This window comes from Bartonella sp. AP36NXGY, assembly GCF_042195865.1.
GTDB lineage: Bacteria > Pseudomonadota > Alphaproteobacteria > Rhizobiales > Rhizobiaceae > Bartonella.
In genome coordinates, this window is the sequence record NZ_JBHIPD010000004.1 from 80,749 (window position 1) to 104,404 (window position 23,656).

19 protein-coding genes are annotated in these 23,656 nt (G+C 36.7%); 6 read left to right on the forward strand and 13 right to left on the reverse strand.

Going from position 1 to position 23,656, the window contains the following annotated elements; translation table 11 throughout:
* Positions 1-7: 7 nt before the first annotated feature.
* The 3 genes from nrdE to nrdH are packed head-to-tail and all read right to left on the reverse strand — an operon-like array spanning position 8 to position 2,762.
* A complete protein-coding gene (gene nrdE, locus ACFINX_RS03035; protein ID WP_375638354.1) occupies positions 8-2,158 on the reverse strand; it encodes a class 1b ribonucleoside-diphosphate reductase subunit alpha in 2,151 nt (716 codons plus the stop codon).
* Entirely contained in the window at positions 2,140-2,538 is a 399-nt protein-coding gene (nrdI, locus tag ACFINX_RS03040) for a class Ib ribonucleoside-diphosphate reductase assembly flavoprotein NrdI (protein ID WP_375613294.1), read from the reverse strand. The genes nrdE and nrdI overlap by 19 nt, the downstream gene beginning before the upstream one ends.
* Positions 2,538-2,762, reverse strand: coding sequence for a glutaredoxin-like protein NrdH (gene nrdH, locus ACFINX_RS03045; RefSeq protein ID WP_005774163.1), 225 nt, complete (start codon positions 2,760-2,762; stop codon positions 2,538-2,540). The genes nrdI and nrdH overlap by 1 nt, the downstream gene beginning before the upstream one ends.
* 680 nt (positions 2,763-3,442) lie before the next feature.
* On the opposite strand from nrdH, the gene ACFINX_RS03050 reads away from it, so the two are divergent.
* The 4 genes from ACFINX_RS03050 (at position 3,443) to ACFINX_RS03065 (ending at position 6,546) form a co-directional block, all read left to right on the forward strand.
* A complete protein-coding gene (locus ACFINX_RS03050; protein ID WP_375613293.1) occupies positions 3,443-4,195 on the forward strand; it encodes an ABC transporter ATP-binding protein in 753 nt (250 codons plus the stop codon).
* A gap of 3 nt (positions 4,196-4,198) precedes the next feature.
* Complete coding sequence (locus ACFINX_RS03055) at positions 4,199-5,068, forward strand: metal ABC transporter permease (protein ID WP_375613292.1); 870 nt, start codon at positions 4,199-4,201, stop codon at positions 5,066-5,068.
* Between the two features lie 10 nt (positions 5,069-5,078).
* A complete protein-coding gene (locus ACFINX_RS03060; RefSeq protein ID WP_375613291.1) occupies positions 5,079-5,996 on the forward strand; it encodes a metal ABC transporter solute-binding protein, Zn/Mn family in 918 nt (305 codons plus the stop codon).
* Between the two features lie 370 nt (positions 5,997-6,366).
* A complete protein-coding gene (locus tag ACFINX_RS03065; RefSeq protein WP_375668322.1) occupies positions 6,367-6,546 on the forward strand; it encodes a DUF4102 domain-containing protein in 180 nt (59 codons plus the stop codon).
* Between the two features lie 1,374 nt (positions 6,547-7,920).
* Here the strand turns inward: ACFINX_RS03065 and ACFINX_RS03070 are convergent.
* From ACFINX_RS03070 to ACFINX_RS03100, 7 genes are all read right to left on the reverse strand, one after another.
* Positions 7,921-8,967, reverse strand: coding sequence for a sn-glycerol-3-phosphate import ATP-binding protein UgpC (locus ACFINX_RS03070; protein WP_375613290.1), 1,047 nt, complete (start codon positions 8,965-8,967; stop codon positions 7,921-7,923).
* Positions 8,968-8,969: 2 nt separating this feature from the next.
* Positions 8,970-9,821: a sn-glycerol-3-phosphate ABC transporter permease UgpE gene (gene ugpE / locus ACFINX_RS03075; RefSeq protein WP_375613289.1), complete on the reverse strand. Its 852-nt coding sequence runs from the start codon at positions 9,819-9,821 to the stop codon at positions 8,970-8,972.
* A 10-nt stretch (positions 9,822-9,831) separates the two neighbouring features.
* Positions 9,832-10,716 (reverse strand): sn-glycerol-3-phosphate ABC transporter permease UgpA, encoded by an 885-nt coding sequence (gene ugpA / locus ACFINX_RS03080; protein WP_375627662.1) that lies wholly within the window; start codon positions 10,714-10,716, stop codon positions 9,832-9,834.
* A 95-nt stretch (positions 10,717-10,811) separates the two neighbouring features.
* On the reverse strand, positions 10,812-12,146 hold the full coding sequence (gene ugpB / locus ACFINX_RS03085; protein ID WP_375618067.1) for a sn-glycerol-3-phosphate ABC transporter substrate-binding protein UgpB: 1,335 nt from the start codon (positions 12,144-12,146) through the stop codon (positions 10,812-10,814).
* A 951-nt stretch (positions 12,147-13,097) separates the two neighbouring features.
* On the reverse strand, positions 13,098-13,820 hold the full coding sequence (locus tag ACFINX_RS03090) for a glycerophosphodiester phosphodiesterase (RefSeq protein ID WP_375611843.1): 723 nt from the start codon (positions 13,818-13,820) through the stop codon (positions 13,098-13,100).
* Positions 13,821-13,989: 169 nt separating this feature from the next.
* Positions 13,990-15,546 carry a glutamine-hydrolyzing GMP synthase gene (gene guaA / locus ACFINX_RS03095; RefSeq protein WP_375611844.1) on the reverse strand — a complete coding sequence of 519 codons (1,557 nt, stop codon included), beginning with the start codon at positions 15,544-15,546 and terminating at the stop codon, positions 13,990-13,992.
* A gap of 132 nt (positions 15,547-15,678) precedes the next feature.
* Positions 15,679-16,965: an RsmB/NOP family class I SAM-dependent RNA methyltransferase gene (locus tag ACFINX_RS03100; RefSeq protein WP_375627664.1), complete on the reverse strand. Its 1,287-nt coding sequence runs from the start codon at positions 16,963-16,965 to the stop codon at positions 15,679-15,681.
* Positions 16,966-17,431: 466 nt separating this feature from the next.
* On the opposite strand from ACFINX_RS03100, the gene ACFINX_RS03105 reads away from it, so the two are divergent.
* On the forward strand, positions 17,432-17,578 hold the full coding sequence (locus ACFINX_RS03105) for a hypothetical protein (protein WP_375668323.1): 147 nt from the start codon (positions 17,432-17,434) through the stop codon (positions 17,576-17,578).
* Between the two features lie 178 nt (positions 17,579-17,756).
* On the opposite strand, the gene guaB is transcribed toward ACFINX_RS03105, so the two are convergent.
* From guaB to ACFINX_RS03120, 3 genes are all read right to left on the reverse strand, one after another.
* Positions 17,757-19,256: an IMP dehydrogenase gene (guaB, locus tag ACFINX_RS03110; RefSeq protein WP_375613284.1), complete on the reverse strand. Its 1,500-nt coding sequence runs from the start codon at positions 19,254-19,256 to the stop codon at positions 17,757-17,759.
* Between the two features lie 149 nt (positions 19,257-19,405).
* Complete coding sequence (locus ACFINX_RS03115) at positions 19,406-20,977, reverse strand: phospholipase D family protein (protein WP_375613283.1); 1,572 nt, start codon at positions 20,975-20,977, stop codon at positions 19,406-19,408.
* A gap of 403 nt (positions 20,978-21,380) precedes the next feature.
* Positions 21,381-22,766, reverse strand: a complete 1,386-nt coding sequence (locus tag ACFINX_RS03120; RefSeq protein ID WP_375611848.1) for a sigma-54-dependent transcriptional regulator — start codon at positions 22,764-22,766, stop codon at positions 21,381-21,383.
* A 253-nt stretch (positions 22,767-23,019) separates the two neighbouring features.
* On the opposite strand from ACFINX_RS03120, the gene ACFINX_RS03125 reads away from it, so the two are divergent.
* Complete coding sequence (locus tag ACFINX_RS03125) at positions 23,020-23,379, forward strand: hypothetical protein (protein WP_375611849.1); 360 nt, start codon at positions 23,020-23,022, stop codon at positions 23,377-23,379.
* Positions 23,380-23,656 lie beyond the last annotated feature (277 nt).

Below are 23,656 nucleotides of genomic sequence, written 5' to 3' on the forward strand. Positions count from 1 at the left end.
TGATCTCCTATAAACTGCACGAAACACAGCCATCTACTTCTGTTCCACTCAATGCTACTTGCCGTAATCGTACATAGTAAATACTTTTTATCCCCTTTTTCCAGGCATAAATTTGTGCGCGATTAATATCACGTGTAGTAGCCGTATCAGGAAAAAATAATGTTAATGAAAGACCTTGATCAACATGCTGTGTTGCCGCAGCATAGGTATCTATAATTTTTTCAGGGCCAATCTCATAAGCATCTTGGTAAAAATTCAAATTCGTATTATCCATATAAGGAGCAGGATAATAAACGCGCCCAATTTTTCCCTCTTTGCGAATTTCGATTTTTGAAGCAATCGGATGAATGGAGGAAGTGGCATGATTAATATAGGAAATAGATCCCGTGGGAGGAACTGCCTGTAGATTGCGATTATAAAGCCCGTACTCAATAACTAATTTTTTGAGTTCCTGCCAATCCTTTTGATCTGGAATAACAATATTATTCCGTGCAAAAAGCTCTTGCACAAGCGCAAATTGCGGTTTCCATTCTTTTTCAATATATTTCTCGAAAAAACGTCCATCTGCATAAGCTGATTTTTCAAACCCTGCAAACATTTCTTGACGTTCGTGCGCAATTAAATTGGAAGCACGTATGGCGTGATATGTCACAATATAAAAATAGATATTGGTAAAATCAATCGCTTCTGGAGACCCATAATAGATCTGCTCACGCGCTAGAAACCCATGCAAATTCATTTGTCCCAAACCAATCGCATGACTTTCAGCATTGCCTTTCGCAATGGAAGGCACACAATCAATATTGCTCATATCCGAAACAGCAGTCAGAGCGCGAACAGCAGATTCCACGGTCTGTCCAAAATCAGGACTTTCCATTGCTTTGGCAATATTCATGGATCCAAGATTACAGGATATATCACTTCCAATCGTGCGATAAGTTAAATCTGTCTCCAGTTCACTCGCCTCACTCACCTGCAAAATTTCTGAACATAAATTGCTCATACTTATGCGCCCAGCTATCGGATTCGATCGATTAGCAGTATCCTCAAATAAAATATAGGGATAACCCGACTCAAATTGAATTTCCGCTAATGTCTGGAAAAAAACGCGTGCACTTATTTTCTTTTTACGAATCTTTGCATTATCAACAAAAGAACGATAATGCTCCGTTAAAGAAATATCGCTAAAGGGCTTACCTGTCACACGCTCGATGTCATACGATGAGAAGAGATACATATCCTCATTATTCCGTGCAAGCTCAAAAGTAATATCAGGAATAACGACACCAAGCGAAAGCGTTTTAATTCTAACTTTTTCATCAGCATTTTCACGCTTTGTATCCAAAAACTTCATAATATCTAAATGATGAGCATGCAAATAAACAGCTCCAGCCCCCTGTCGTGCCCCAAGCTGATTGGCGTAAGAAAAAGAATCTTCCAAGAGTTTCATCACCGGTAAAACACCTGAGGACTGATTTTCTATTTGCTTAATTGGCGCCCCTGCTTCCCGCAAATTCGTTAAACAAAGCGCCACACCTCCACCACGTTTTGAAAGCTGCAAAGCCGAATTAACCGAACGACCTATCGATTCCATATTATCTTCAACACGTAGCAAAAAACACGAAACCAATTCACCTCGTTGTTTTTTCCCAGCATTTAAAAATGTTGGTGTTGCCGGTTGAAAACGTCCTGTAATAATTTCATCCACAAAACTTTCAGCAAGAGCTTTATTCCCTTGTGCCAAATATAAAGCTACAAGACAAACGCGATCTTCATAACGTTCAAGATAACGTTTCCCATCAAAAGTCTTCAGTGTATAGCTGGTATAATACTTAAATGCGCCTAAAAAGGTAGGAAAACGAAATTTAAATGCATAAGCACGTTTAAAAAGCTTTTTAATAAAAGAAAAATCATAAAGCTCAAATAAAGCTTTTTCATAATAACCTTCCTCTATTAAGTAATCTACTTTTTCCTTCAGGTTATGAAAAAAAACTGTATTTTGATTAACATGCTGAAGAAAATATTGCCGCGCAGCAAGCCGATCCATATCAAATTGAATATGACCATTTTCATCATAAAGATTAAGCATTGCATTCAACGCATGATAATCAGTAATCTGATCCGATTTCTGCGATTGTCCTATACCAATTGTTTCCAAAATCTTTCCAATCCCTTTTTTACATAAATAACGTCTTCATCAGTTCCACGCAGCTCAAAACGATAAAGGCAAGGTACACAACATTTTTCAGCAATAATTTTACTTGCTAGATTATAATAGCGACCAAAATTACGATTCCCACCGCCAATAACACCACAAATTAATTTTCGGTTCTCAGCTTCATTAAGAAACTGGACAACGGCTTTCGGCACGGCCCCTCTTCCTTCACCATCTGCATATGTAGGAACAACCAATACATAAGGTTCACCAACCAATGCAGAAGGCTTTCTTTTATCAATTTTGAAGAGTCTTTGCCCAAGCTGCGAGACAAAATGTTCTGTATTACCCGTTGCACTCGAATAATAAACAATAAGCCCCATTAAGCACAAAGACCACTAATCATATCTGGTCTAAAACCAGACCAATGATTTTCACCACAAACAACGACAGGAACCTGACGATACCCCAGAGATTGAACAAAACTGTATGCTTGTTCATCACAGGAAATATCAACAACACGATAATGAATGCCTTTTGCATCAAAAGCGCGGCGTGTAGCATCACATTGGACACAAGATGGTTTGCTATAAATAGTGATCGACATTTTCTTCAACTTTCACAATTCCAAACAATCAACCCTGAAAGGTCAATCTAATAATTTTATAGGTACTCAAGAATAACAAAAAATAGAAATTGTACGCAAAACATGTGGTTATTTTCAAATAATACACAGCTTCCTGAACATAACAGAATTCCTCATCAAATAACTTCAAAAACTATGATGAGAATAAGCGATTATTCTACAACTTAAATGGCAAAGCCCCCTAGTTATAAAACAATCTTTTGCTTGCATTACAATTCCCTCCTGCTGTCTAAAAAACTAATGTTCTAAACTACCGTTTTTCAAGAGCTCTGTTTGCTCTTTTACGGCAAAAATCAATTACAAAAACGAAAGGAAATCCTTCCAAAAGAGACCCTTCAGTAAAAATACTGCTATACCTTTGGCCAATAAACTCTTTACAATAATGGAAATAACTTAGATACCAAACGAAACACACTAACACCCTCTCTTGTGCTTATTTAGAATCACCAATCATTTTGATACTATATATAGTATATACTCTCTCTCTTTCGTCAAGGTGAATTCAATTATTATTTTTAATTTTCCACGATCTTCCCACTAAAATTTTCAGTACTCAAAACTATGTAATAATATAACATTTTGTTGACAAACGTTATATTATTACATAGTTTCCAAAATAATAAGCAACGATGGTAAAAAATATGGATCTGCACTTCAATAAAACAACATTAGGCTATAGGAATAGAATAGCAATAAAGAACTTTTCAGCAAAGTTAAAAGCTGGTTCATTGGTTGCAATAACAGGTGATAATGGCGCTGGAAAATCGACACTGCTAAAAGCCATCGCCGGATTGATTAAACCTCTTAAAGGAAAAATTACAAAACCAAAAAAAAGCCGCATTGCTTATCTTGCTCAGCAATGTAATATAGATCAAACATTTCCAATTGATGTGAAAACGCTTGTAAAAACAGGACTGTGGTCTTTTTGTGGATTATGGAAGAATCAGCGCCCTTATGATTCTAAGATTCAAAATGCTCTTAAAATGGTTGGGCTTACAGAACTCGCACCCCGTTCGCTTGAAACATTATCAGGCGGGCAATTACAACGCGCTCTTTTTGCACGTATCATTGTACAAGATGCCAATATTATTTTACTTGATGAACCTTTCAATGGTGTAGATCATAATACCCAAAAAGACCTTCTTGCTCTGATCACATACTGGCAACAGCAAGGACGCACAATTCTCACCGCACTCCATAACCCTCTCATCGTGCAAGAATTTTTCCCCCAAATGATTCAAATTGATCAACAAAACGCCTTTTATGGAGAAACAACACAGTTTTTAAACAACACCCTTCATCACGTTATGCCACCTCTCACATCCAATTCTTTCCCTATTAGCGCACAAAAACAAAATCTTCTCATCAATGATCCTCTCTTTCTTAGGTTATAAGACGTGTATGCATTTTTTCTTGCCCCCTTTGTTGATTTCCAATTTATGCAAAACGCCCTTATCGGTTCTATTTTTCTGTCTATTAGCGCTTGTCCTGTTGGTGTGTTTTTGATGCTCCGAGGAATGAGCTTGACAGGAGATGCTATCTCTCATGCCATTCTTCCTGGTGTTGCAATTGCTTTTCTGATTTGTGGCTTTTCCCTCATATCTATGACACTTGGTGGTATCTTCGCTGGTCTTATTGTTGCTTTAGCAACCATTTTGATTTCACGAAACAGCTTTCAGAAAGAAGATGCATCCATGACCGTCTTTTATCTTATTGCACTCGCGGCAGGTGTTATTATTATCTCACTGAAAGACTCAACAATTGAGCTGCTTCATCTCTTATTCGGATCGGTTCTTGCACTTGATGCACAAGCCCTTTGGTTAATCACTACTATAATGCTGATTACACTCTGCAGCCTTTGTATTTTTTGGCGTGCACTCGTTTTAGAAAGCTTTGACCCCCTCTTTTTTAAATCACTCTCTCCATTGAGTAAATATATTCATATTTCATTGCTTGGACTTGTGGTGCTGAATCTGGTTGGAGGCTTTCAATCACTAGGAACATTACTTTCCGTTGGTATTATGATGATTCCAGCCATTACAGCCCGTTTTTGGTTTTCACGGCTAGGCCCTATTTGCGCGCTTTCCACTCTTTTTGGAATCATTTCTAGCGTATGTGGTCTCCTGCTTTCTTTTCATCTTTCACTTCCCTCCGGCCCTGCTATCATCATTGCCGCAGGATTTATTTATCTTGTTTCCTGTTTGATAAGTCCACGTGGCTTTATTGTAACATGGTTTCCCCACCTCTTTTATACCTCCTCACTTTAAGGAAAAAAATGTGCCTAAGTTTGCTCAAAAATTTGTTCTTCTTGGAGCTTTATTGCTTGCCCTTTCTCCATTTTCTGCTTCTGCACACAATAAAATCAAAGTTGTTGCGAGCTTTTCTATTCTTGCAGATCTCGTAAAAAATGTAGGAGACAACCATATCTCTATGACCACTTTTGTAGGTCCCAATGCGAATACTCACACTTATGAACCTACCCCCCATGATGCTCAGGCTCTTAGAAATGCTCAAATTATTTTCATCAACGGGCTTCATTTAGAAGGATTTATTGATCGCCTCATTACAGCAAGTGGTACAAAAGCACTTCTTGTCGAAGTTAGCGCTAACATTCCCTCCCTCAAAATGAAAAATCAAGAACATAATGCCCATCACCACCACAGCGTTATTGATCCACACGCTTGGCAAACAATTCCCAATGTCAAAATCTATGTGAAGAATATCGCTGCTGCTTTTTGTAAAATCGATCCACAATCCTGTACCAGCTACAAAAAAAATGCCGAAACCTACATCCAAAAACTTAAAATAGCACAAGATACCCTGAAAACAAAAATTGCTACCATTCCTAAAGATAAACGTATCATTATCACATCTCATGATGCCTTTGGCTATTTTGCCAAGGAATATGGTTTTACTATCCTTGCCCCTCAAAGTGCTTCAACAGAAACTGAAGCAACCGCAGCCGATGTTGCTAAACTTATAAAACAAATTAAAGCGAATAAAGCAACTGCCCTATTCGTTGAAAATATCTCTAATCCCCGTCTCATAAAACAGATTGCAAAAGAAACAGGCTTAACAATTGGTGGAACACTTTATTCTGATGCATTGTCAAACAAAAATGGCCCTGCAGCAACTTATCTCGATATGATGGAACATAATGTGAATACCATCATTGATGCTATCACAAAACATTAAGATCTTCTATAAAAGAGATAAAAAAGAGTTCATAAAATCGTAAGTCTATGATTATGTTACTAATGATGCCCCAACAGCTATAATTGATAACATTGATATGAAATAAAGTTACTTTTACAGAGAAATTTATACTCTATAGATTCTAAGATAGATAAAGTAAGTGGATTTATTGCCTCATGGTGCCCAAACTGTCAGCAGTAGCATTCTATTTTTCAATGCTTTTTTTACAATAACTCTCGACACTTGAAACGATTCATAAGAAGAATTTGGTGTCTCTTTCTTAAAGTATTTTTATCTATCCAACTTCATTTATAACATGCAAGTAGAATTAGTGTATGAATAAAAACCACTTGAAGAAAAAATGCCTCTTATGAAGAGTCTCAACACAATAATTGTTGCAATGTTGGAGACTGAAAGAGAGTATGATAATGGCCCCAGCTTGCATTTTTATAAGCATAAAGATGGCGATACACAATGGATTTTATGTTATACTACTTATAAACGACTGCGTGAAAAAATAGTTGGAACAACCTTGCAAGATATTTTTTAAAAAAAGTGCGTAAATTGGCAACCCAATAGCCTTCTGTTTAGGTATTCTGTTTTGTATGAGAGATGCAATTCTATTACGTAAAAAAATGTGTTCGGCAATACTTAATCGCCATTATGTAAGAGACACTGGCTCAGATGTTTTTGAAAATTGCAATACTAAATTAAAAGATGATGCTAAAGACAGAATCTATTTTTTATTTGATGCTTTCATATTCTCCCTAAATTAAGCTGTCTCCTCATTTTAGAAATTACACAAGCAGATAAGCTTATTCTACTTTGGCATACAAAACTGAATACAGCACTGAACCGTCTTCATATTTGTCTCAAACATACTGCTGTATAAAGTTTAGGTTGATTTATAAGCAACAAAAAGCACGCGCTTTATAAGAAAGTAATATCATAAAACCATTAATAAACTGGCAATATATTGAAAAAATATACCAGCTTTTATAGAATGCTTTGTAAAACAATAACATAACTGCCTTTGTCCCTGCTGATTCTTATAGGTATTCGCATCGATCCCTTATGTTATATTCATAAAGATCTGTTTGAGGATGATCTACAGGCAATTTTTAACTCAAGAATATAGAAAAGATCGATGAGATGTTACAGATGTGTTTCATCTGCTTTTATCGCTAAAAGTAATGAAAATTCTAAAACAAGCACGCCTTCTATCTCTCAGTGATTTTTTGCAACTTATCAGATACCCTTGCTGAGAATTGCATAGTGATTTACACGAGAAAAAATAAACTTGCAGCATGCGCGCATAGGTTTCTCTCTAATTTATGTGATTGGTAAAAAAAACAAATGCTTCTTATAGGAGCTCTGAAACTATTTTAGATCATATGGCCAGCGGTAAGATAGAATGCGCCTATTCTCGTAGAGATTATTTAGAACAGCGTCGTATTTTGTGCATCAAATAGACTTCTTATGTTAGGGATCAAAGCTCAGATATGGGGCGCATCCTTCCTTATCTGTAACTCATTTTTTCTCTCTATTTCTCTCATTTACTTTTATAATACACATAAATTATTACATCAAGAAACATATGATAATATGTTGTTTTTTATAACAAAATTATAAATGAGTAAAAATATGGTTAATAAAGATTTATTCTATATTGATATTTTTTTTATAATGAAAATGATGTTTGAAAATTATATTCTTCTTACAGACCGTGAAAATGCAAAATTTCTTCATATAAATGTTTTGACATTCTCAGCGCTATGGGACAATAGATCATTACCAAAACTGTTAAAATTTTGTTTTTAATCCCATCGGTTACAACCTGAGTTTGTAAATGTAATTGAGCAAGTCAAAACACACCATTATCATGACGCAGCATAAAAGAGAGTCGTATCACATCAATTAATGCTTACTTATTATTTGTGCGCTTTCCTGTGTTTTTATTAAAAGTATGAAAATTCTGATGAGCAACAGTGAAACTTAGTTTTTGACCATAGTCGTGTGTCAAGCGTTCTTTTATTTCAATCGTAAAGATGATACCATTCCAACGCGTTAAAACATGGCAACCTGTTCCAATAAGCTTGATAAGCTCAATTTTTGTGTGAAAGACAGGCCCTTTATCTGGATGTTCGCCCAATAAGATTATTTCAGGTCTGAATGCTAAAAGATCAGTTTCTTCACCATAAGAAAATGAATGCCCTAAATGTTGTTCTAAGACATAGCGATCAAGAAAATTCATAGGAGGAGAACCAATAAAATCAGCAACAAATGTTGTTGCTGGAGTATCGTAAATTTCCATTGGTGTTCCAATTTGCTCGATAGCTCCTTTATTCAAAACGACTATTCTATCAGCTAATGTCATAGCTTCTAGTTGATCATGGGTAACATAGAGGCTCGTTGTTCCTAATGAACGCTGTAGTGTTTTTATTTCAATACACATTTGCGCCCGTAATTTTGCATCAAGATTTGAAAGAGGTTCATCAAAGAGAAAAACACGGGGTTGACGTACAATCACACGCCCCATTGCAACACGCTGACGTTGTCCTCCTGATAATTGTCGTGGTTTACGATCAAGAAATGGTTCTATCTCCAAAAGCTTTGCAGCATGTGCGATACGTTTTTTAATTTCTTCTTTAGGAGTTTTACGATTTTTAAGACCATATTCTAAATTTCCACGAACTGTCATATGGGGATAAAGGGCATAATTTTGAAAAACCATAGCGATATCACGATCAGCTGGTTCACGATCATTGATACATTCGTTATCAATGCATAATTCACCTGAGGTAACTTGTTCAAGTCCTGCTATAATACGTAATAAGGTCGATTTTCCGCACCCTGAAGGACCGACAAGAACAAGAAGTTCTTTATCGGCAACAGTTAAGTTTAAATCATCAATGACCAGAATGCCGTTGTCATACTGTTTTTTTATATTTGATAACTGGATTATGGCCACAATTACTTCTCCGTTTCAATAAGGCCTTTGATAAAAAGCCGCTGCATGAAGATAACAACAAGAACAGGGGGAACCATGGCAACAACCGATACTGCCATGAGTATATTCCATTGAGGATCATGTTGAAGTGATTCGACAATAAGCTGTTTTAAAATAATAAGGATCGTTTGATGATTTTGATCCGTTGTGATGATAAGAGGCCAGAGATATTGTATCCATCCATAAATGAACATAATGATAAATAAAGCAGCAATATTGCTTTTACTAAGAGGAAGAAGAATATCCTTAAAAAATTTAACTGGACCTGCACCATCAACACGTGCCGCCTCTAAGAGTTCATCTGGAACAGTCAAAAAAAACTGGCGAAATAAAAATGTAGCGGTCGCAGATGCAATAAGTGGAATAATCATTCCACTATAGGTGTTGACCATCCCCAATTTTGCAACAATCTCATAGGTTGGAAGAATACGAACTTCGACAGGGAGCATCAATGTAACAAAAATAAGAACAAAAGCAGTTTTTCGGAAGGGAAAGCGCATGTAAATAATTGCATAAGCAGACAAAAGTGAAATAATAATTTTTCCAACGCTAATCCCAAGAGCCATAATGAATGAATTCATTAAGAGTGGCCAGAGGTTGGGCAAACCCAGCTGTGCAAGGCCATCACCAAAGATTGTTTTATAATTTTCCAGAGCATATTTCCCAGGCAAAAGAGGAAGTGTTCCTGAGTTAAATGCTGCTGAACTATGAGTTGATGCAATGATAGCAACATAAACTGGAAAGCAAATAATGATAATACCAACAATGAGAATAATATGGGTTAGAAATTTCAAAACAGGGCGATTTTCAACCATAATTTGTTTCCTAATATTGTACACGGCGCTCAATCCAGCGAAACTGGATAAACGTTAAGACAATAACCATCAACATCAATATTGTTGATTGTGCTGCTGATGCACCGATTATTTGATTTCTAAAGCCATCGTCATATACTTTATAGACGAGGATGCTCGTTGCACGCGCAGGACCTCCAGAAGTTGTATTATCAATAATACCAAAAGTATCAAACATAACATAATTGACATTGACAATAAGAAGGAAAAACGTCGTTGGTGAAATTTGCGGGAAAACCACTGTCCAAAATCGTTTAAAGGGACCAGCACCATCAATGGCGGCTGCTTCTATTTGAGAACGCGGAACAGATTGAAGACCTGTAAGAAAAAAGAGAAAATTGTAAGAAATTTGTTTCCAACTAGCCGCAATGACAATAAGAATCATTGCTTGAGTGCCATTAATACGATAATTCCATAGCACCCCTATTTTCTCGAGAAAAAAAGGGATAATTCCGATGGTGGGATGAAAGATAAACAGCCACAATATACCTGCCAATACTGGAGCAACAGCATAGGGCCAGAGCAAAAGCATTGTATAAGCCTTTTTTGCACGGATGACACGATCAACACAGACAGCTAAGAGAAGTGATATTGTCATTGAAGCGACAGTAACTGAGATGGAAAATACTGCGGTTGTAAAAAGCGATTGCCGATAAGTAGGATCAGAAAGAACGGTTAGATAATTCTCAAAACCAATAAAGGTTGTTGTAAAGCCAAAAGGGTCTTCACGCTCAAAAGATGATTTTATTGCTTGAGCAGCAGGCCAAAAGAAAAACAAAAAAGTCACAAGAAGCTGAGGAAAAAGCAGTCCGTAAGAAAGTAGACTATTTTTAAAATATGCATGTTTTTCTTGCATTCATAGGGCTCTTTAAATGTAGAGACTTTAAAAAAGTAAACAAAAAGGACTCAACCGTTTTTGTTGAGTCTTTAATGTTTAACAATAAAACGAAATTAATGATTAGATCTTTCAAATTCACGCAAGAGTTTATTTCCACGTTCAACGGTCTCATCTAAACCATCTTTCGGCGTTTTTGAACCACTAAGAACAGCTTCCAACTCTTGATCAAGAATGGCACGAATTTGTGGTAAATTACCAAATCTTATCCCTTTTGAGTTAACTGTTGGTGGATTAAGATTAATCTGTTTGATAGCTATATCCGCACCTGGCGTTTTTTCATAGAAATGTTGTTTTTTGCTCAATTCATAAGTCGCTTTTGTGGTTGGGAGATAACCTGTTTCCTGATGCCATTTTGCTTGATTTTCTGTTTTTGAAAGAAATTTAAGAAAAGCGGCTGCCCCTGCATATTCCTTTGGAGTATGGCCCTTAAACGCCCAAATAGAAGCTCCCCCAATAACTGAATTTTGTGGTGCTCCTTCTGTATCCTTATAGTACGGTAGCATACCAACCCCCACATTAAACTGAGCTTCAGAAACAATTCCAGCATGTGATCCTGAAGATTGCATAAAAATTGCACAATTTTGTGCCATAAACATTGGTGTTGAATCTAATGCACCTGCTGGACCACCATAACGGAAAATACCTTGATCAGACCACTTTTTCAGGTCAGTCCACATACGCACTTGTAAAGGTCCATTAAATGTAAGTTCTGAATCAAGTCCTTTAAAGCCATTTTCCTTCGTTCCAAAAGGAACATTATGCAACGCTGAAAAATTTTCTATACCAATCCATTGAGCGGCATAAGCCATTGTAAAACCACAAGTTGCCGCTTTAGTCTCAAGAATTTTCTTGGAAAAGTTTTCTATATCTTGCCACGTTCTAGGAGGCTGTTCTGGATCAAGCCCTGCTTTTTTAAAGATATCTTTGTTATAATAAAGGATGGGTGTTGAAATATTAAATGGCATAGAGACGATACGTCCCTGTTCATCGGAGTAATAACCACTAATAGCAGGGAAATAATCTGTAGGATCAAATTCTTGTTTTGTATCAGCCATAAGTTGATAAAATGGGTAGATTGCACCTTTTGCAGCCATCATAGTTCCAGTACCAACGTCATAAATTTGAGCAAGTACTGGCTGTTTCTTTCCACGAAATGCTGCAATGAGTGAAATCAATCCCTCTTCATATTCACCGCGAAATGAAGAAACAACTTTATACTCAGATTGACTTGCATTAAAATCGTTAATGAGACTTTCAGTTTGCTTTCCTAATTCACCACTCATAGAATGCCAAAAGCTGATTTTTGTCTGTGCAAAACTTTCTGTCATCCCCGCTGTGGACATTATGATAGCAACCGTGGCCGCTATGGAAAGATAAAAACGACTCATGCTTCACCCTTTCTGAAGTGATGGAATACAAACTACCCCTAAATTTATAGTATTACACATGAACATGCTATGACAGTTTTATTTCAGAAACATATTCTCTCATTTAAACAGGAACCACCTAAAGGTCAAATGAATTTGTTTAAATTTATTTATTTTCTTTTATAAGCTTTCTTATGTATTCACGAAATACGCGTTTGTAACTATCTGAAAAAAGTGAGATGGCTTAAATAAGAAAAGTCACTTGGTAAAAAGATATAGATCGTAAATATCATTTCAATGACTATTTTAATATCTGGATTTACTTTTTTAAAAAGAATTGTTTATTCTTTTATTATTTGTCTTATAACTTTAACACGATGTTGCTACTGAATTTAAAGAAGAGACAAATAGAATTTTTTTAAAATTAAGAAAATCATTTTGAAGCGCTTAATAGTCTCTTTCCCTGTAACAAGATCACACCCCTCACGCAAAACAAAATGACACTGTATAACCAATTTCCATGCTGTTAAAAAATCTTTCAATACATCTACATTTCATGATAGCACCTATAAAATAAGCCCTAAAGCCTCTCCATTAAAGTATATAAGACTTTTTGTATGCCATCATTTTTACACTTCATAAAAGTGCAAAACGACATCATCATGTGCGATCCTAATGCTTCAACAAATCTTGCATTTAAAATACGTTAAATGAATATTTTTATTCTTTTCTCAATCATTTTTTATCCACACACCAACCCTGCTTGTAATGTGCAAACGAATGATTTTGATTGATTCATTGTAAAAATATTTGAAATAAGAGAATCTTACGTATTAAGGTCTCTTACTCACATGAATAAAATATTAATTATGATTATAAATCAATGTATTATTGTCGTATATTAGATAATTTTTCTTCTTTCATTACGCTAACTTTATGAAGATATATAGTTCCTTTTGTGTTGATGTATTTTTACCTTTGTGCACACAATTGCAATGCGAGATCAGGTTGATCTGTCGTAATATAATGTACAGGCATATCAAGCCAATATGATAACCGAGCTTTTCCATTAATTGTCCATACCCCTACAGTAAAACCAGCCTCAAGAGCTGATTCAATAAAGTTCTGTGAAACAATAGAGCCATCTAAACTTAGATCAGAATAACCTAATTGCTTCCATTCAGAAAAATGACGGTACATATCACCTTCGAAATTATCAACACATGGACCAGATGGTATTCCTGCTTCAATAAAAGGACGAAGGATAAAAGGATCAAAACTAATAGCAGAAACCCGTTCTGATAAATTTCGGCTTTTTATTAGCGCAAGCGCTTTTTGGGATAATATTGTTTCGCGCTCCACTTCACCGCATGTCTTGATTTCAAGATGCAATGCAACATTCGTTGGTGCTAAAAGATCAAGCACTTCTTCTAATAAGGGAGGTGCTTCTTGGCTTCCTTTTACGCAGAGTTGTTTGCGTGTTTCATTATCAATGTCGTGAATATACCCCTTTTTTCCAACCAATTGGTCTAGACGGAAGTCGTGAAAGACAACCACTTCACCGCTTTTTAGCAAATGAACGTCGCATTCAACTTCATCAACACCTAACGCTATAGCATTATTAAATGCCGAAAGGGTATTTTCAGGATAAAGATGAGCTCCTCCACGGTGTGCAACAATTTTTTTCTCAGACATGCAAAATCCCACACTTCTCAATTTTAAACGATATTGACGTACAGATTGCCAGATAAAAGCTTATATCATATGAAAATACACAATCATTTTTAAATGATTTTTTCTACACTTTTCGAATATCAAACCCTCAGTCATATTTTATTCTTAAAAGACTTATCCTTCATTTTAATTATTCCCATTCAATAGTACTAGGAGGCTTTGAGGTTACATCATATACAACACGATTAATCCCTCTAACTTCGTTAATAATACGTGCTGCTGTCTTACTTAAAAACGCCATATCATAAGGATAAAAATCAGCAGTCATTCCATCTACAGATGTGACGGCGCGAAGAGCACAAACAAATTCATAAGTGCGACCATCCCCCATAACACCAACAGTTTGAACTGGAAGAAGAACAGCAAAAGCTTGCCAAATTTCATCATAAAGACCGGCCTTACGGATTTCCTCAAGATAAATAGCATCTGCTTCGCGTAAAATTTCTAATTTTTCACGTGTTACAGCACCTGGACACCGAATTGCAAGGCCGGGACCTGGAAAAGGATGGCGACCAATAAACTGCTCCGGTAGCCCTAACTCTCGTCCTAGCGAGCGAACCTCATCCTTAAAGAGCTCACGTAACGGTTCTACAAGTTTCATCTTCATCTGTTCTGGTAGCCCACCCACATTATGATGGCTTTTAATGGTTACCGTTTCACCAATAGCAGACACACTCTCAATAACATCTGGATAAAGTGTTCCTTGTGCTAAAAACTCTGCACCTCCTATTTTTTTCGTTTCTTCTTCAAAAACTTCAATAAAAAGGCGACCAATTGTTTTGCGTTTTTTTTCTGGATCTGTCTCACCTTTTAAAGCATTAAGAAACACATCAGCAGCATTAACGTGAATAAGCTCTATATTATAATGATCACGAAAGAGCGTGAGAACTTCTTCAGCTTCATTCTTGCGCATCAGCCCATGGTCTACCAAAATACATGTCAGTTGATCTCCTATAGCTTCATGAAGGAGTACCGCTACAACAGATGAATCCACTCCCCCTGAAAGACCACAAATCACACGACTTTTCCCAACTTTTTGTCGTATCGTAGCAATTGCCTGCTCACGATAAGAAGCCATTGACCAATTGCCTTTAATAGCAGAGATCTTATGAACAAAATTTTGCAAAAGTTTTGTACCATCCGGTGTATGGATAACTTCAGGATGAAACTGTACCGCATAAAAATGTCTTTTTTCATCCGCAATAGCCGCATAGGGAGCTCCTTTTGAGGTTCCTATGACACGAAAACCTTCTGGTAAAGCTGCCACACGGTCACCATGGCTCATCCATACTTGATAACGAGAACCTTTTTCCCACACTCCATCAAAAAGGGCACTCTCTTCTTGAACTTCCAAAAAAGCACGCCCAAATTCACGCTCATGTCCAGCTTCAACCTTTCCTCCAAGCTGAACACACATGACTTGTTCACCATAGCAAATACCCAAAATCGGAACACCCGCCTCAAAAATTTCCATTGGTGCACGCGGAGAGCCCTCATCAATAACGGAATAAGGACTCCCTGATAAAATAATAGCTTTAGGATTTATGCGGCGCACAGCTTCTAAAGCCAATTGAAAAGGAGCAATTTCACAATATACCCCCATTGCTCGTACCCGTCGTGCAATAAGTTGTGTAACTTGTGAACCAAAGTCAATAATAAGAACAGTGTCTGGATGTGATATGCTCATAGAAAACCAATCAACAATTGTAAAAGAAAACTCATGAGAGTTATGATTTAATCTTTCTCTTTTCACAAGCCTATTTTCTTACGAAAAAGATTATTCTCGTAAAGTTTATGATAAAAAGTGCAAAAATATGGATCAATGTTTTTTTTGCAACACAGATAAAAAGAACCCATCTGTTTGTGTTGTGGCTGGCGACAAAGTAAGTCCATAATTTGAAAAAACTGGTTGCACAGGAGAAAAACTAAAATGTTTCTGCCAAAGCGCTGGCATATCTATTGGAGAAAAATGAGAATGTTGTTGAAGGAAATGGGAAATTTGTTCCTCATTTTCATCTGTAAAAAGAGAACAGGTAATATAGATTAAGCGCCCATTTGGCTTAAGATAAGCTATCGCTTCATTCAAAATATCCCTCTGTTCTGTTTGGCGTTGTTTCACTTGTTCTAATGTTAAACGCCATTTCGCATCTGGACGACGACGCCATGTTCCTGTCCCACTACATGGTGCATCTAGTAGAACTCTATCCATCTGGCCTATTAATGGCTTCAATTCTTCTTTTTGTGCTCGTGTTTGTACATTACGAACACCAGCGCGTCGAAGACGATCAAAAATAGGAGCTAAGCGCGCTTTATCGGAATCATAAGCATAAATTTGCCCACGATTGTTCATATCGGAAGCTAAAGCTAATGTTTTGCCACCAGCACCTGCACAATAATCTAATACCTGCATGCTCTCTTGCGCTTCCACAAGGTGAGCAACAATTTGAGATCCTAAATCCTGTATTTCAAAGTGTCCTTTTTGAAAAGCTGGTTCCACTTGAACATTGGGATGACGATTAAACTTTTCAATCGGTGCAATTCTTAAAGCTTGCCCAAACCATGGAAAAGATTTAAGTTTGGTTTTTGCTAATTCTTTCAGCACCTTTTCTGGTGTTGCCTTTAGGTTATTTACCCGTAGGTCTAAAGAAGGACGCGTTGCTAACGCAGCCGCTTCAGTGATCCAATTATCACCAAATAAAGGACGCAGATGCGCTTGACACCATTGCGGAATATCACCACGAATATAGTCTGGAGCATCCACTAATTGCTGACCTTGCCACGATTTACGCTGTTTAGCCCCTAATAACTGCGGTGCAAACCGATCTTCTGTCAACTCACCGTCAATTTGCTCCAGCGTCATTTTTCCAGAATCTAATAAGGCACCAAAAACGATATCTCGGATATCATCACTCTCCATACGCCATTGTAAAGAATAACGTCGTCTTAAAACATCATAAACGATTGTACCAATAGCTGCACGATCACCTGCTCCAGCAAAGCGATGAGAAAGACCCCAATCCTTTAAAGCTTCTCCTACTGGGCGATGCTTCATTTCTATCTCTGTGAGAACATCTATTGCTGCTTGCAAACGCCCACCTAATCGCATTCATTTCTCCCATTAAAATAATAAAATTTTAAATCATCTAAAAAATAATATTATCGCCTTCTTGCCAATGAAACCTTCTCAACGCCATAAAAAATTTACATTCAATCTTAAAACGATCTGATCATACTTTTTTATAAGATCCAATTTAGAGTATCTAAATTTTTCCTTTCATCTTCTGCCCATTCGTTTTTTATCCTTCTACCTCTTATACTAAAAGATACGTAGCCATCCATAAAAAACTTATTTCCGCCATGCATTACGAAAAAAACAAACTCTTTAATTTATTGGCGTAAAATAAAGTTTACGAGGATTGTCTGAACAATAGAAAAAATCTTCTCATAAAATTAAACAAGCTCATCTTACGTTCAACAAAAAATTAACTTTTTAGAAAATGCTTGGAACCACTATTTGGCATGACCGTTTTTACTCTAATGGCAACTGCCAGACAATTTTAAAGGAGAAAATAATGACTTATAATAATGGAAAAACAACTTCGTCTAAAAGCCGTCATAATACAATGCCCTCAAACAACGGAAAGAAATCCGTTCAAAGTGATCAGACAAACACTCGCCAACGTGCGTCAAAGACTGGATGGAAGACAACAAAAAGTTAATTCTAATTTTATATAACTTATTTCATATAGTCTTAACAGAAAGAATTAGAGTTTTAACCTCTAATTCTTTCCTTTTTGGGATTATTACACCAAATTACAAACAGAAAAAGCGCAGTCTCTCTTTCTTGTTCTCGGCAAATTTTATATTTATGCAATATGATATTAGGCTCTTGTATCTTTAAACTGGCCCACGATAATTTGGACTCTCTCGTGTGATAGAAACATCATGCGTATGACTTTCATGGAGTCCCGCATTCGTAATACGTACAAACGTTGCTTTTTCACGAAACTCTACGAGATCTTTTGCTCCAACATACCCCATCGAAGCACGAAGTCCACCAGCAAGCTGATGTAGAACTGATGCTATAGGACCTTTATAAGCCACCTGCCCCTCCACACCCTCAGGAACCAACTTAAGTTCATCACGAACATCATCTTGAAAATAGCGATCTGCCGATCCTCGTGCCATAGCACCAACAGATCCCATGCCGCGATAAGCTTTAAAGGATCGTCCTTGATAAAGATAAACTTCGCCAGGACTTTCTTCTGTACCCGCTAAAAGAGAGCCAATCATAGCAGCACAAGCCCCACCTGCTAAGGCTTTAGCAAAATCACCCGAAGCTTTTATCCCCCCATCAGCAATAACGGGAATGCCCGCTTTTTCAGCAACTTCTGCAGCATTCATAATGGCTGCAAGCTGAGGAACACCAACACCTGCAACAATTCGCGTTGTGCAAATAGAACCAGGACCAATCCCAACTTTTATAGCATCCGCACCACTGTCAATCAAAGCCTGTGTTGCTTGAGCAGTCGCCACATTACCAGCAATAATAGCTGGAGAAAACGTCATTTTTTTAATACGCTCAACAGTGTCTAATACACGCTGAGAATGTCCATGTGCAGTATCAATTACTAGAATATCAACGCCTGCATCAATTAATCGTTCAGCCCGCTCAAACCCATCGTTCCCTACACTACTTGCAGCTGCAACACGCAAGCGACCTTGTGAATCTTTGGCAGCGTTTGGATTTAATTTTGCTTTTTCAATATCCTTAACTGTTATCAGTCCGACACAACGATTCTGTTCATCCACAACTAATAATTTTTCAATACGATGATGATGTAAAAGATACTTCGCTTCATTGAGTTGAACATTTTCACGCACTGTGATTAAATTTTCATGCGTCATTAATTCATAAATTTTTTGTTTAGGATCCGATGCAAAACGCACATCCCTATTTGTCAAAATGCCAACAAGCCGTCCAGCAGTTTCACCTTTAGCACCATTTTCAACAACCGGAATACCGGAAATACCATGAGAGCGCATCAAAGATTTTGCTTCTTCAAGTGTTGCATCTGGTCCAATGGTGACTGGATTAACAACCATACCAGATTCAAACTTTTTTACTTGGCGAACTTCTTCTGCCTGCTCTGCAGGAGACATATTACGATGAATAACCCCAAGACCACCAGCTTGAGCCATAGCAATTGCCAAACGCGATTCTGTTACCGTATCCATTGCCGCAGAAAGCAATGGCAAATTGAGCTTAATATCCGCTGCAATGCGCGTACTGAGATCCACTTGACTAGGCATAACAAGAGAATGACCGGGTTGTAAAAGTACATCATCAAAAGTCAGTGCCAATGCACCTGTCCCCGTTTCAACAATCTTTGCCATATCAAAATTCCTTTTATAATAAAACACCGCAAGAAGCTTTAAAATACAACTGCGGTTCTCATACATGGTAGATTGGCAAAAAATTATGCCATGCTACAAACAAAATGAAAAGAAAAATAAATATTTTTTTAAGTGTGGTTTATAAAAATTTACAATTGTGATTCAATAGGTAACCAACTTATTATTTTTGCAAATGCGCGACGCCAAAAATTGCTTTCTGGCTCATAGTCAATGCTATATTTTTTTTCATTTTCAATAAAATCCCAATAAATACGATTATTATCACCAAGACGCAGATGATAGCTCATTTCCCCTGTGGTTTCTTCAGAAAACAACAAATCTAATCTTGCTGTAATGGGAGCACATTCAAAAAGAATGCCCATTTCTGTATTTAATGATGCTGATCTTGGATCAAAATTTAAAGATCCAATAAAAGCTGTTTTACGATCAATTAAAAAAGCTTTGGCATGTAGACTTGCCTTACTCGATCGAAACAATCGTAACCCATGAGTATTGCCTTCCGCTTTTAATTCATAAAGATTAACACCACTTTTCAACAATGCCTTACGATAAGGTACATAACCACCATGCACTAATGCTACATCAGTAGCTGCTAAAGAATTTGTCAGAATTTTGACATCAACACCTTTTGAAACCAAATTACTAAAATTCTGCGTGCCAACCTTACCAGGAACAAAATAAGGTGACGTAATCTGAACCGTTTTTTGGGCATTTCCAATAACCTTTGAAAGTGCCTTCATAAGCCAATTACTTGCTTTTTTACGCAATGCTTTTTCTGGAGGGTCAGAAAGAACAACAACTTTGTCTGCTAAAAATAACCGCTTTCCTGTTTGGATAAAACAATTAAAGTTAATGTGCTCTTTGACATAATCTAAATAAACTTTTGCAACTTTGGAATCACGAAACTTTCGTAATTTATCTTTCCAATAGCTAAGATCACTTGCGCTTTTAGGAACAACCAAAGTATGAATTGGCAAAACAACAGCACTATTCCAAAAATCATCAAAGATACTTTCTACCTTTTTAACAGAAGGACCGATTAACATCAAATCTAAATCTCGAAAATGGGATTCTTTACCAGCATCAAAATAAGAATCTGCAAGATTACGTCCTCCTACAAAAGCGACCCTGCCATCAACAATAAAAGCTTTATTATGCATTCTACGTGTTACAGTAATTGCCCGTAATATAATTTCTAAACCACGGCGTAAACCACCTTTACGCGATCGCCCTGGATTAAACATTCTCACCTCAATGTGAGGATGTTTATCTAGCGCAATATAAGCTGGATCACGTGCCTGAGCATTAATATCATCCAAAAGAAGCCGTACCCGAACCCCTCGATCAGCTGCCTCAACTATTTCACTTAATAATAGGCGCCCCGTTAAATCATCATCCCAAATATAATACATCAGATCAAGGCTACGCCCAGCCTCTGCAGCTCCTATTGCCCGAACACAAAACGCATCCAAATTGCTGATAATGAGGGAAAGGGCATCTTTATCAATCCCCAATCCATTTTCTTTCTCAGCTAATTGACTGACGATACGATCAAGCTTAGTTTCATCTTTCTGAAGAGGTAACGCATAAGAACATTTTCCCCTAGCATTTTTCACAAAACGCCCATAGGTGTAGATTGCCAACATAGATGCAATAAAAAAAAAGAGGACAAAACCAATAACAATCTGTAAAAGAGTCAAAGAGGGCAAACTTTCTATTTTAAACTATCACATCATCAGTAATGCAAACGATAACACTAATCACTTTATCTTAATCGTATAGCAGATAAAATGCCACTTCTTGCTTAAGAGAGTATAAATTTAATATTGATGATACAAAAATTTTAGCGGTAGTATTTAAAAGTTTTTAAAAATGCTTCTCTGTTTTAATAAATGTAAACTTAACTAAAATTGTATAAATTGAAACAAACGATTAAAATAGTCACATAAAATTTATATTTGATTTAAATCAACAAAATTATCCACTATAGATAAATTTTACAATAAATGATTGTTTTCTTCAGCTTTCCCCCACGGACTTTATCAAAATTCACTCTATTTTTTGAAACGCATGCTTGTCATGAAGAGAAATTTGTTATGAATTTTATTTTCGTTCTTGATTTCTTATTGCTCTCAATTCTTCCATTTTTCTATAAAGTGTAGAGCGACCAATATGAAGGCGACGCGCAATCTCACTCATATGTCCTTTATAATGTTTAATCGCTTTCTCTATAATATCATGCTCCATTTCTGCAAAAGTACGTACATGCCCATCAGTATTCAAAAATTTTATCGATTCTTGCTCATTATCTTCTTGCATATTACCCTCAATGATATTGGGAACATTCATTAATGAATTTCCCATTAATTGCGGAAAGTCTCGAACAGTTAATAACGGTCCTTCACTGAGTAAAATCGCACGAAATAAAAAGGTTTCAAGCTCATTTCTATTGCCAGGCCAATCATACTGCATAAGCAAGGAAAGAGCAGAGCCTGCTAAACCATGGACATGTGATCGCCCTGTTTCTGTGATAATGCGATCAATCAAACGTTGTGTGATCTCTGGAAAATCATCCCTTAATTCTCGTAAAGCAGGAACGCTAATAGACAAGTGAGAAAATTGTTCAAACAAACTATGCAAAAAAAAGTTCTCATTAACCAAGTCCTTTAAACGCGATGTTGAAATAGCGATGATCCGAAAAGGAAAAAAATCTCCTTTTGTATCCCTTTCCCTTTCTTTAAGGTAATGAGCAAACCGTTTTTGCTGTATGGGCTCAAGTCGATCAATATCACAAAGGCAAAGTGTCCCTTTTTCAAGAGAAGAAACCAATGGTAGGAATTCTTTAAACCACTGCTGATTTTCTTCTTCTGGATCAACGATGGCTGAACATTGAAAGCGAACAAAAACACCCTCCGAAAATAATCCCTCATGATGAATAATCCGAGCTAATGTCTCACGTCCTGTTCCAGCTTCTCCCTCTATCAAAAGATTCTGTAAAGAAGTTGCTGCTTGTCTCGATTGTTCTAATACTATCTGCATAGCTCTACTTTTTACGCAAAGATCAGAAAACCGTAAATGATTCTCTTTTTTTCGCCGAATATCTCGAACCTCATGCTCCAAGGCAGAAATAAGAGCAAGGATATCCAAAGTAACTCTTACACGTAATAATGTTACTGGATGGATCCAATAATCAATAGCTCCAGCTGTTAAAGCTTTCTGGAGTAAATGCTGATTCTCTTGTTGTGCTATAACGACAATAGGAACAGAAACACCAGCAACTCTAATCATTTTAATCAAATCGCTCACACTCAAATCACTCATAACGACATCAAGGAGTGCAAGCACAATGTTTTTACGCCTGTGTAAAAGATCAATCGTACGGAGACCATTTTCTGCTTCAATGACACGATAACCAAAACCTCGCAGCATAGAAGAAAGTTCTATACGTCTTCCATAATCTTCACTCGCAACAAGAATGGGACCAACCATAATGTTAATAATCTCCTTTGAGACTACTTAGCAGCTTAATATAAAAATTGTTGTAAACCATAAGAAATATTTTACCTCTTGTGTTTCACTTACGAACTTCATCAAGCTGTCAATTAAATACAACATTAAGGCATTTTTTTCCATTTTTTTGCTTTTTCATTGATTTTTATCAAATTTTTCATATTGACTCATGGGGTAATTTAATAATGTTATAGAAACTAGAGAGCAAAATAATCTAAATAGAGTGCAATAAATGAAACATACCTATCATATTTTATGTCTTACAATTACCGCCTTGCTGTTAAGTGCCTGTAACTTTTCGCGATATTATAACTCAAATATGCCAACTGGAATTGATGGAAAATGGGTTGATGAGAATGGTATTATTTCTTCTTTCCACAATGGTGTTTTTGAAACGCATGCAGCAGATACAGAAGAAAAACTATCAGAAGGAGCATATAATTATCTCAATGCCCAAAATATAGAAATTGAAATACGCTCTATTCTCCGTGGAACAATTTCTAGAGTCAATTGTACAATGTCATATGACGCCACACAACTTCTCTGCACCTCACATACAGGAGCACAGTTTTTCCTTAAGCGGAAATCTTAAACAAAGTACAAGGGAAACCTCTCTTAAGAACAGAGGGAGCACACACATTAAGCAGGAGGCGGCATCCTTTCTCCTCCTGATAGAAAATCCTCTCTAAAATACGCAAAGAGGCTGGTATAATCTTTACCCTGAAAATTTTCTAAACATTATGAAATGCGTAAAATAATCATTTTCTTCCACAAAATATCAGTAAAGCCACCTCACAATAAAATTGTAACTTTGTATCATTCAATCTATTTCAACCTAAAATAACATTTTATTTGATAGGGAAGCTTAA